Below are 10665 nucleotides of genomic sequence, written 5' to 3'. Positions count from 1 at the left end.
CTGGTCACTGGTCACTGGTCACTGGTCACTGGTCACTGGTCACTGGTCACTGGTCACTGGTCACTGGTCACTGGTCAGATGATTACTGTATTTTCTCAGCAACAACTCCAATTTCTCTTTTGTAGCTGGCGGTGCTTTTTCCAAGTTTGTTAAAATCGCATACTTCAAAGCTGAGTGTGCATCGCTAGGCGGTGGATTGTCACTCAAACGTTTGACTGTTTCTTGAATAACCTTTTGGGCATTAACAGCATTTTTCTGTAAATTACCAACTACCATCTCTACAGTCACACTATCATGGTCTGGATGCCAACAATCGTAATCCGTCACTAGCGCTAGGGTTGCGTAGGCAATTTCTGCTTCTCTTGCTAACTTTGCTTCTGGCAAATTTGTCATCCCAATAATAGTTGCATTCCAGCTACGGTAAAGATTTGATTCTGCCTTAGTGGAAAATGCTGGTCCTTCCATACATACATATGTACCACCACGATGTAGGGTAATATCGGGGAGATTTAAGTCAGCGATCGCATTCGCTAAAACCCCAGCCAAATTCTTACAAATTGGATCGCCAAAAGCGATATGAGCAACAATTCCTTCCCCAAAAAACGTCGAAACTCGATTTTTCGTTCTATCGATAAACTGATCGGGAACTACCAAATCCAATGGTTTCACGTGTTCTTTTAAAGAACCAACGGCTGAAGCAGAAATCAGATACTCTACACCGAGTTGCTTCATAGCATGGATATTGGCGCGAAATGGCAACTCTGAAGGTAACAAAGTATGATTGCGTCCATGACGAGCTAAAAATGCTACTGGGGTTGTATCCAAAGTTCCCAGTATTAAGGCATCTGATGGCGAGCCAAAAGGAGTTTGAATTTGCACTTCTTCCACATCTTTCAAGGCGTGCATTTTGTATAAACCACTACCACCAATAATTCCAATACGAGCCTTTGCCATTATTTTTAACCCAATTTGTTATTTGTCATTGGTCATTGGTCATTAGTCATTAGTCATTAGTACAACACAAACGACAACGGACAAATGACAACGGACAAATGACCGTCAAAGATATTTTCTCACTTTCCTAACAATCCCACCCTCTGTAGGCGCGAAATTAATCCAGGACGTTTACTGTAATCCCTCTGGATCTGCTGAATGCTTGCTTGGAACTCTTCTAAATTCCCCTGATACTCTGCTAAATCGCGTAACTCGATTAAATAAGCAACAGCTTGGTCATAGGGTTTTGTTTGCTTGAGTGCAATTAACTCAAACACTTGCTCCCAAACGCGATCTTTCCTTTTCGCTAACGCTTCTAATTTTTGTACTCGTTCCTGACGTGCGACTTCTTGCGCTTTTTCTTGACGCTGTTGAGTAGACATCTCTTGTAGTTTTAACAACTCGGATAAAGTGCGTCTCGGAGCGTCACTATTAATACTTATTTCTAGCTTACCAGATAATTCTCGTAGCCTGTACACGAGTTGTCTCCCAAGATATGAATCGCTATTGAGGACTCTAACTAGAAAGTCGTTTTTTTCCTCTTCACTTAAAGATGGTATCAAATCTTCCAAAAACTCTTCCTCGACTTCTTGAGATAGACTAGCTGTTGCTGCTGTAGCAATTAAATCTTCGTCAATTTCAAAGAAATTTATAAAATCCTTAAGCGAATCGGATAAATCGTTTAAATTGGGAGGTACAGGAGGTTCTATAAAATCTTCCTCTTCTTCATAAGAATATATTGGTGCAGCTTTGAGCCAAGCTAGATATAAACATCGGTAATCGCCTCGCAATAAGTCATCGCGTAACGGTATTAAGCTAGATAAATAACCTTCACCACTATCTATCCAGCCAATTATCTCTTCATCTATGATATTTATATCTAAAATTACAGACTTAGAAGTCGTTGAGACAGTAATTTTATCCTCTACATAGTAAGGTTCCAGTACAGTTGCATCAATGAGAGAATTAGGAAAGCGAAACATTATTTGTCGGGAACCCCAATTTGCCATGTACAACATGATATCGAAGCATTGGTCTAAAAGTTCTTTAGGATTACCCCTAAAATCACTATAATTGTAAACAAATATTGCTTGAGTTGATGTTAGTTCTACTCGACTGGAAAGGCTTTCAACGTAATTCTTTTCTGTAGCGGTTAATGGTCGATCTAATGCCTGAAACTCATAGTACTGATATTCACTCACAGTATCTACTCCTGCTATTATTAGATACACTCCTAGTGTGACACTTTAGGGTGCGGAAAATAGGTTATAAATAATCGTTCGTATCCAAAACAATAACTTGGTTTGGAGCCAGCACGCCCCCCACCTTTACAACTTCCAACTCGGACGTTATGAGCGGATGCTGCGCGAGAACAATTTCTATAGCCTCATCTGGACTAACTGCTTGTGCAATGTAAAATGTATCTCCTTCTTTAAGTACCCAAATCGGGTTAGGCCAAGTGTGCCGGGGCTGCAATACTGCTTGATGTACCACTTTGTGGGTAAATTCAATAACTTGTGCAATAGCACCCTCCTGTAAGAAATCTCCCAACTGAATTTGTAATAATTGTTGAAGAATAGTCGTAGGAATATGTTCGGTTTGGTCAGATTGATGCTGCGCGATGCTTGTTGGTAAACTATTTGCACTTGCAGCCACCGATTCGATATAGCGGCTTACTTGGGAAATAATTGAATCAAAGTCTCGTTCGGTTAATACCTGCCCTAAATGCGTTTGCAGTAAATTTCTCAAGCTTTCCTCATCAATATTTATACAAGCAACCTTTAAATAAGCCAAAAAATCAGTATTAGCTAATTGACCACAACCAACTTCCCCATTGGATACATCCTCTGCTGCTATCATCTCCATAAAATGTTGGTCTTTAATTTTTTCAGCACTTGTGTCCGAAGGAATTGATTGAGTCATGAGTTTCTCCGTAATGTTTCAAAGTACACTAAGTTATCCGGTTCTTTGGGGTCAGGACCTAAATCGAGGAGTCCAACTCTCAGTTTTTTATAAAATCCTAACGCACGGGGTAGAGAGTGCAGCCCTATCCGTCCTAAATACCCTAATTCTTCACTGCGGGCGATAGCAAAATTGACTAAGTTCCTACTAACACCTTTGTAAGTGGGAGGGTCATTGATTTCAGGGCGATTCCACGGTGCTGTCGCCAAAGCCCTTATATATACCAACGGACGGCGATACTGCGATTCAATTTGACATCGCTTCTTGAGAATATCAATCATCATCAAGCCCTGGGTGACTCCAGCACACTCGATGGCGTAAAGTTCATCCCCTGGTAGCATTTTGGCTCCCCTACTTTTCCAGTCCCAGTCCCAGTATTCATCATCTTTACCAGTTCCTACTATTTGAGGCGACCATAATGTTTTGGCATCCGACAAATGCTTATCCGTTACAGTTGTAAGGACAGCATCGACCACCATGTTGTCTTGAAGCCTTAATAATCTGACACGAAGGTTAAAATTTGAGACCACAGCGGCAACACGATTGCTTTATAAACAAAAAATATTAAACCTAGTTTAGTGGCAGCACAAACTGTTCTACATCGATTGCTCGACAGGTTTGAGTTGATAATTAGTCATTCACCGCCTGGGCGGACTTAATATGAAGTCCGCGTAGGTGGAATTTGTTGGTGTAGCCCTAGAATTCTATTCTAAGTTTAACTTTTCAATTCCCCAAATTTAGGACTCCACCAACCTTTTTGTGTAGTAAAATAAGCCACATCTTTATGTTTCTGGTCATTGCGGGATTTGGGGTCAGAACAGCGCAGCATTTTCTTACTTTGCCCTTCTTTCACATAACTATACTCCTCCAAGGGTTTCTGACACACCGGACAGGGATATTTTGTTATCTGGGTTGGAGGTTTTTGAGGACTTTCACCTTTGCTTTCTCCTTTGGCTGCTTTTGAACGTGGCGCTTCCCAAGTTTTGCTATATTCACTCCAAAAAAGAACGACATCTTCACATCCACTTACACATTTGAGAAAGTATTTCTTTTTAACTTTACTGCTCTTAATTTTGGCTAAGAAATTCTTGCATTGAGGACAACGAGTTCTAGAAGTTTCAAATTTACCTTTATCTACAGAAGGTGCTTTTACTCCATTCGATGAACTTACAACTACGGTTTTTGCTTTTACCAGTGCTGGTGCAAAGTAATTTTGATTCCAATTTGTCAGGTAGTTCTGCCACGGCTGTTTCCCAGAAGCTATTGCATCTAGAGCATCTTCCATCTTTGCAGTAAATTCTGTTTGTAACAAATCAGGTAAGGCTTTTAATAAAAAAGCGTCTACTTCCAAACCCAAGCTAGTTGGTTGTAAGCTGTCTTTTGCTAACTGCACGTAATCCCGTTTCTTGAGAGTCGCAATGGTGGGAGAATAGGTACTCGGACGACCAATTCCTTTGCGTTCCATCAGTTGAACTAATTTGGGTTCGCTGTATCGTGGTGGTGGTTGCGTCTGTTTTTTCTCGTGTCCTGCATTTTCTAAAGTTAATATCTGTCCTTCTTGCACGGTTGGCAAAAGGGTATCTTTACTGAGGTTTGACCAGTATCGAGCATAACCTAAAAATTCAACAACTTGTCCTCTCGCTTGCCATAAAATTTCACCTGACTGAACAATTATCAGGGTTTTACGCAGTTGGGCGGGACGGCATTGGGATGCGATCGCTCGTTTCCAAATCATCACGTACAGGTTAAACTCATCTGTAGGCAGTTCTATTCGCAACTCAGCTGAAGGTCGAAACACGTTGGTCGGACGGATTGCTTCATGAGCTTCCTGAGCCGTTTTGTTACTCCGGTGTCTGGCAGTTTTCGGCGGTACATTTTGCGGGTCGTTTTCTTGCAACCATTTTCGAGCATCAGCGCAGAACTCAGGGCTAAGCATCACTGAATCTGTCCGCATATATGTAATTAACCCCGCCTCATACAACCTTTGAGCTAAAACCATAGTTCTGTCGGGAGCAAATCGCAACCTCGAACCTGCTGCTTGCTGTAAAGTAGAGGTGATAAACGGTGGAGGTGGTTGGCGACTGGCAATCTTCCCTTCAAATTTGATGACTTGGTGGGGATGACGCCGCGCCTCTTCTACCAAACGATCCGCTTCTGCTTCGGAGAGCACGTGGGTTGACTCTGGGGAATTTTTGGTGTTACTTGCTGCATCATCATGGACTTCCGTTTCCTCTGAAGACTCCGTGCGTTCGCCAACTTTCCCTTTATAAAAAGCGCGGAATCCCTCAGCGTAATCTACCCAGACACTCCAATAATCTTGAGGAACAAAAGACTGAATTTCCCTTTCTCGCTGACAAATCAAGTGTAGAGTTGCGCTTTGGACTCTTCCAACACTTTTTGCCCCATTATTCAAAGCCCAAACCAACGGGCTACCCTTGTAACCAACTAACTTATCTAGACAATCTCGGCACAACCCCGCCCCGATTAAGTTTAGATCGAGCTCTCTAGGATTGGCAATAGCAGTCCGAACCGCCGACTCCGTAATCTCTGTATAGACCACCCGTTTTGGATTTTTGAGTCCCAATGCTTCTTTAAGATGCCAAGCAATAGTTTCTCCCTCCCGATCTGGATCTGTTGCTAGGACAACTTCCTGAACCTGCTTGACAGCCGCCTTTAGCTGTTGAATCGTTTCCCGTGCTTGTTGGTCGCGAGGTATGTAACGACATTGTATGCTGCTACCTTCCATCACAAATCCCAAAGAATCCTCACCTTCATTGCTGAGTTCGCGAATGTGACCGCAACTAGCACGCACAATCCATTCGCTTCCCAGAATTTGACTGAGTTTTTTGACTTTACCAGGGGATTCGACCACTAGAAGGCGTTTAGCCATGGCATTTTACCTTTTGATGTTATCTAAACAGAGGGCTAGTATGTTTTTTATAGTACACTTGTTTTGAACTTTCATGTGTACCTATTTTTTCCGGTAACGTTTGGGAATCATGTGAACGGTTACAATTAATTCCGATTGATTTAGATCGAATTGTTCTCCAAAAACAAGCGGAAATAATAAAGTGGATACCAGTCAGAAACATTTAATTATTGGAGCAGGTTTCGTAGGATTGGCAATGGCGCAAGCACTCCAAGCTGCTCATATTCCTTACGACCAAGTTGATGCTAGTGATGATATAGGTGGTAATTGGTATCACGGAGTTTACCAAACCGCACATATCATTTCATCGCGTCGGGTTACCCAGTTTCCTCATTTTCCCATGCCAAAAGATTATCCCGATTTTCCCAGTGCTCAACAAATGAGGGATTATCTTAATGCTTTTGCGGCTCATTTTGAGTTGCGGCAAAATCTTGAACTAAATCGTAGTGTTAATTATGTGCGATCGATAGAAAATAACCTTTGGGAAGTAACTTTTGCTGGTGGAGAACAAAGAATTTATAAAGGAATTTTACTATGTAACGGACATCATTGGTGCAAAAGATTCCCGGAATTAAAAGGAGAATTTAACGGAGAGATTATCCATTCTAAAGATTATAAACGACCGGAACAACTTTTGGGTAAACGAGTTTTAATAATTGGTGGGGGAAATTCAGCTTGTGATATTGCGGCAGAAGCGGCTCGTGTGAGTGTAAAATCTGTTCTAAGTATGCGGGAATCCGTTTGGTTTATTCCGAAGACATTTGCTGGAATTCCAACACCTGATTTAGTTAAATGGTGGATGCCTGAATGGTATCAGAGATTGATGGTTGATGGAATTATTCGCCTAACTTTTGGTAAACATGAAAACTATGGTTTAGCTAAACCAAACCATCGAATTTTTGAAAAACACCCGACTTTAAACAATGAGGTACTTTATTATATCAAACACGGTCGAATAATTCCCAAGCCAGCTGTATATCAACTTCAGGAAGATGAGGTTGAATTTGTCGATCGCAGTCGTGAAAAATTTGATTTAATTATTTGTGCAACTGGTTATGATGTTTCCTATCCCTTTCTTCCCCAAGAACTACAGCGTGTCTCTAGTGCGATCGTGAAATGTTATGCTGGTGCCTTTCTTGATGACTACAAAGGGTTGTATTATATCTTTTGGGGACAAGCGAGGGGAGGTATTGGTTCACTAATTGCTGCTTATGCTTCACTATTTGTCGGTTGCCTGAAGCTTCAAGAGCAAATTAATGTACCAATAGGTCTGGTTTTTAAAGAAATGGGACAACAGTTACCAAAAACCCATCTTTCCGATCCGCAACAGACTTTTCGGCAACTCAAACTGGCTCATCTATTCTTTAATTTAATTGCTAGAAAAGCGACTCAGGTTGATGCTAAATACCCAAACTTTTCTAATCGCCCGCTCCTTCCTTTCTCAGCTAACGAGCAGCAAGTGGAAAAACTCTCACTCAATAGCGATCGCGTTTAAAGTACCAATAGAACGGGTACAGGAACGTAAAATCGCAGTTTACAAGCTAGTTGCTGGTTTTTATGAGGAAGAGGAGTACACTGGGAATACACTCATCCAATCCCGATTTACGGCACTTAAACTAACAACTGAACAAATTCTCAACCGCAAGCTTTAGAGAACTCCGGGAAACTAACACTTCAATTCCCCAAACCTAGGACACCACCAACCTTATTTAGCTGTATCATAAGGCAAAGCAAATCGCCCTGGTTAAAATAAAGGGGTACAGTTGAAACAAAGTCAAGCCTATGGCAGTTCGACAACCACGCTACAGCAAAGAAGAGTTTGCTCGACGTGGCAATGAGATTTATGAGTCTCAGGTGCGTCAACAAGTCGAGGAAGGCAATTATGGTAAGATTGTGGCGATCGATATCGAAACCGGAGCCTTTGAAGTTGCGGACAATACAATCGCTGCAACAGATCGGCTTTATGAGCGGTATCCGGATGCTCAACCTTGGGTAATCCGAATTGGACATCGTGCCGTTTACCGCTTTGGATCTAGGAGCTTGAGAAAACCGGTATGATGCACGGTTTCGTTAATCAGAGTTGTGAAGCCGTAATTCGGGTTGCAGTCGGTCGTGCTGATGCCCCGAAACGGATGATTGAGGCAGTGATTGACACAGGCTTTACAGGCTTTGTGTCCCTTCCACTCACAACGATTGAGTCTCTTGGCTTACCTTGGATATTCCGGGATGTTGCAACTTTGGGCGATGGCAGCGAAGCGATTTTTGAAATGTATCGTGCGATCGTTATTTGGGATGGTCAGCCTCAAGTTGTAGACGTAGCAGCCTCAGAAGCCGATCCACTTGTGGGAATGAGTCTGCTGTATGGGTTTAAGCTTGAGATTGAAACCGTTGAGGGTGGCAGCGTGACTATCAAAGCGTTGAGGAGATATACTCTAAACGGTTAAAACCTTAACAATTGCAATGACAGCAAAAACTCTTTTTTTAAATAGAAGTGGTATAATGGAGAAAAAATACGCAGTGTTTGTACTTAATTTAAAGTAACTGTAGATAAAGCTATATTAGCGATTTCCATGACTCAATTCACCAAAAGATCCATGACTTTTGAGGAGTACCTACAGTATGAGGAGTACGTGAACTGGAGTAATCCAGAGTAATTCGGAGCAATTCGGTTACTGGCTCCACCATGACTCAACTTGAACTCGTTTCAAGTCGTCCGCTTAAGGGTTATGACTTAATGAGATTAGCCAGTCTCAAGCGTCAGACAAGGAACATGGCTGCGTCACACAGTGCAACACCGGAATCTATTGACAAGCCCTTAAGCAGTGTCGAGGCAAACTAAACCCATGAGTGGGAGTGCTCAAATGAGCAACGTAGTCTGGGGTCGGTTAAGTCCGATTCACCCCAGATTACTCAAAATAATTCTTATTTTTGACTACTTAGTTACAAGACGATGGAACGGATAAGAAGTATGAATTTGTGGGTGGAGAGTTAGTTGAAATACCTCCCGAAAGCTTTCTCAACTCTAGAATTTCACTTTTTTTAGCACTTCAATTTGCCAAGCTTGTATTGGAAGAACAAATTTGCCATAAAGATACAGAAATTGATATTTCAGATGGAGTCTTCATTTTTTTAGCCACTTTCTGCAAATCAAGATTACCAGGATTTGCCCTACACGCACCCTCTATCAATTCTTGTATGCGATCTTGAGACTCGAATCGCTCTATTAACTTGAAGACCACAAAATTATAACTCGAATTGTCAAGGACTTCTGATTCTCTCATATCAAGTTCTAGACTCAACATCATAACCAACTCATTCCGGTTAGGAAAAGCTGATTTGAGTGCTTCCATAATTTCCTTTTTCTGATGACCTTCTAAACCCATTTGTTACTCCTTGAAACAGCAATCCGCAAACAGCAAACAAAATTTCTCTAAAGAAGATTTCAAGCCATTTCTTCAAAATTCCGTAAATCCTTCTACATCTATCTTGTAGCTAAAGCTATAGTAGAAGCGATCGTGACTTAAACCACCAAAACATTCATGAGCAGATACCTTGAAGGTAAAATAGCATTGGTAACGGGTGCAACGCGAGGTCTGGGCAAAGGAATTGCTGTTGGACTGGGTGAAGCAGGTGCTACGGTGTACATCACAGGTCGCACTTTGGAGTCAAATGATAATTCTGGAAGTCTCCGGGAAACTGAGTCAGCCGTGAGAGAAGCTGGCGGAATTTGTATACCCGTTCAAGTAGACCACAACGATGATGAGCAAGTGCGTTTACTGTTCGATCGCATCCAAGATGAACGAGGAAAGCTGGATGTGCTGGTGAATAATGTTTATTCAGGAGTCCAAGCATTAGCAGATGGTTATGGAAAAGCTTTTTGGGAGTGCGAACCGAATTTTTGGGATGCTTGTAACAACGTTGGACTGCGTAGCCACTACGTAGCGAGTGTTTTTGCAGCGCGGATGATGAGACAGCACCACCAGGGATTGATTTGCACTATTTCTTCTTGGGGAGGTTTGTCTTATATTTTTGGCGTGCCGTACACTGTGGGTAAGTCAGCTTGCGACCGCTTGGCTGCAGATATGGCAATTGAATTGAAACCACATAATATTACCTCACTTTCTATTTGGCCAGGGATTGTTGGCACTGAACATATCATTCGTTTAGCTGCTCAGATGAGGGAAAGTGAGGCGACAGACCAACAAAGTTCTATGTTTAAGGAGGGATACAATTGGGAAACTCCTTTGCTTACAGGACGGGTAATTGCGGCGCTTGCAGCAGACCAAACTTTAATGCGTCGCACGGGAAAGGTGCAAATTGTAGCTGAACTCGCTCAATATTATGGATTGGTAGACCAAAATGGCGATCGCCCTGTATCGTTGCGCTCGCTAAGGTTTGTTATTCCTTTTGCCATACCCGCACTACGAAAGTATTCATGGCTGGTGCCTAATATCAATATACCTTGGTCACTGTTACTCTTAAGTACTGTAAGATCGCCAAAAGTCTAACTTCAACACAATCATTCAGATGCTACCGGGTTTAATATAGTAATTCCCACTTCCGTGAGGTACATTGAAAAAATAATTAACCGCAGATGGACGCAGATGGACGCGGATGAATTTGTACCTCAGCAAACTGGGAAACGCTATAATAGAGCGCGTTGAAAAGACTTTATTTTATAGATATATCAAAAAATTAATATTTTAAGCTACAAAATTTTCTCAAAACACTTGTGTAGTGATGCAAGATTTTGTGTGAAAAAGATTAAGAACTGATGTACT

At 41.9% G+C, this 10665-nt stretch carries 11 protein-coding genes; 5 read left to right on the top strand and 6 right to left on the bottom strand.

The annotated features are described in order from the left end of the window. Positions 1–60 precede the first annotated feature (60 nt). The 5 genes from ACKTT2_RS08885 to topA all read right to left on the bottom strand — a co-directional run bounded on the left by ACKTT2_RS08885 (position 61) and on the right by topA (position 5845). The gene (locus ACKTT2_RS08885) at positions 61–954 is read right to left on the bottom strand and encodes an S-methyl-5'-thioadenosine phosphorylase (RefSeq protein WP_407885802.1); all 894 of its coding nucleotides are present in this window, start codon (positions 952–954) and stop codon (positions 61–63) included. Positions 955–1073: 119 nt separating this feature from the next. Next, on the bottom strand, positions 1074–2195 hold the full coding sequence (locus ACKTT2_RS08880) for a hypothetical protein (RefSeq protein ID WP_407885800.1): 1122 nt from the start codon (positions 2193–2195) through the stop codon (positions 1074–1076). Between the two features lie 64 nt (positions 2196–2259). Continuing rightward, a complete protein-coding gene (locus ACKTT2_RS08875; RefSeq protein ID WP_407885798.1) occupies positions 2260–2916 on the bottom strand; it encodes a hypothetical protein in 657 nt (218 codons plus the stop codon). Beyond that, positions 2913–3485, bottom strand: a complete 573-nt coding sequence (locus tag ACKTT2_RS08870) for a GNAT family N-acetyltransferase (RefSeq protein ID WP_407885795.1) — start codon at positions 3483–3485, stop codon at positions 2913–2915. The genes ACKTT2_RS08875 and ACKTT2_RS08870 overlap by 4 nt, the downstream gene beginning before the upstream one ends. A gap of 185 nt (positions 3486–3670) precedes the next feature. Continuing rightward, the gene (gene topA, locus ACKTT2_RS08865; RefSeq protein ID WP_407885793.1) at positions 3671–5845 is read right to left on the bottom strand and encodes a type I DNA topoisomerase; all 2175 of its coding nucleotides are present in this window, start codon (positions 5843–5845) and stop codon (positions 3671–3673) included. A 181-nt stretch (positions 5846–6026) separates the two neighbouring features. On the opposite strand from topA, the gene ACKTT2_RS08860 reads away from it, so the two are divergent. The 4 genes from ACKTT2_RS08860 (at position 6027) to ACKTT2_RS08845 (ending at position 8723) form a co-directional block, all read left to right on the top strand. After that, the gene (locus ACKTT2_RS08860) at positions 6027–7379 is read left to right on the top strand and encodes a flavin-containing monooxygenase (protein ID WP_407885791.1); all 1353 of its coding nucleotides are present in this window, start codon (positions 6027–6029) and stop codon (positions 7377–7379) included. Between the two features lie 287 nt (positions 7380–7666). Continuing rightward, positions 7667–7942, top strand: a complete 276-nt coding sequence (locus ACKTT2_RS08855) for a hypothetical protein (RefSeq protein ID WP_407885789.1) — start codon at positions 7667–7669, stop codon at positions 7940–7942. Continuing rightward, positions 7939–8328 (top strand): clan AA aspartic protease, encoded by a 390-nt coding sequence (locus ACKTT2_RS08850; protein WP_407885787.1) that lies wholly within the window; start codon positions 7939–7941, stop codon positions 8326–8328. Before ACKTT2_RS08855 ends, ACKTT2_RS08850 begins: the two co-directional genes overlap by 4 nt. Before the next feature lie 239 nt (positions 8329–8567). Continuing rightward, positions 8568–8723: a hypothetical protein gene (locus ACKTT2_RS08845; RefSeq protein ID WP_407885785.1), complete on the top strand. Its 156-nt coding sequence runs from the start codon at positions 8568–8570 to the stop codon at positions 8721–8723. Between the two features lie 208 nt (positions 8724–8931). Here ACKTT2_RS08845 and ACKTT2_RS08840 read toward each other — a convergent pair whose 3' ends face one another. Continuing rightward, positions 8932–9267 (bottom strand): effector-associated domain EAD1-containing protein, encoded by a 336-nt coding sequence (locus ACKTT2_RS08840; RefSeq protein WP_407885783.1) that lies wholly within the window; start codon positions 9265–9267, stop codon positions 8932–8934. 156 nt (positions 9268–9423) lie between these two features. On the opposite strand from ACKTT2_RS08840, the gene ACKTT2_RS08835 reads away from it, so the two are divergent. Continuing rightward, entirely contained in the window at positions 9424–10392 is a 969-nt protein-coding gene (locus ACKTT2_RS08835) for an SDR family NAD(P)-dependent oxidoreductase (protein WP_407885781.1), read from the top strand. Positions 10393–10665: the final 273 nt, after the last annotated feature.

Source organism: Scytonema hankhaensis NUACC26, assembly GCF_045865695.1.
Lineage (GTDB): Bacteria > Cyanobacteriota > Cyanobacteriia > Cyanobacteriales > Nostocaceae > Scytonema.
Note: the sequence above shows the minus strand (reverse complement) of the source record. Positions and strands in the feature narration are given on the sequence as shown.

Excerpts from the sequence above, each read along its gene's own strand:
- ACKTT2_RS08885 (WP_407885802.1), bottom strand. The coding sequence starts at position 954 with ATGGCAAAGGCTCGTATTGGAATTATTGGTGGTAGTGGTTTATACAAA.
- ACKTT2_RS08875 (WP_407885798.1), bottom strand. The coding sequence starts at position 2,916 with ATGACTCAATCAATTCCTTCGGACACAAGTGCTGAAAAAATTAAAGAC.
- topA (WP_407885793.1), bottom strand. The coding sequence starts at position 5,845 with ATGGCTAAACGCCTTCTAGTGGTCGAATCCCCTGGTAAAGTCAAAAAA.
- ACKTT2_RS08855 (WP_407885789.1), top strand. The coding sequence starts at position 7,667 with ATGGCAGTTCGACAACCACGCTACAGCAAAGAAGAGTTTGCTCGACGT.
- ACKTT2_RS08850 (WP_407885787.1), top strand. The coding sequence starts at position 7,939 with ATGATGCACGGTTTCGTTAATCAGAGTTGTGAAGCCGTAATTCGGGTT.
- ACKTT2_RS08845 (WP_407885785.1), top strand. The coding sequence starts at position 8,568 with ATGACTCAACTTGAACTCGTTTCAAGTCGTCCGCTTAAGGGTTATGAC.
- ACKTT2_RS08840 (WP_407885783.1), bottom strand. The coding sequence starts at position 9,267 with ATGGGTTTAGAAGGTCATCAGAAAAAGGAAATTATGGAAGCACTCAAA.
- ACKTT2_RS08835 (WP_407885781.1), top strand. The coding sequence starts at position 9,424 with ATGAGCAGATACCTTGAAGGTAAAATAGCATTGGTAACGGGTGCAACG.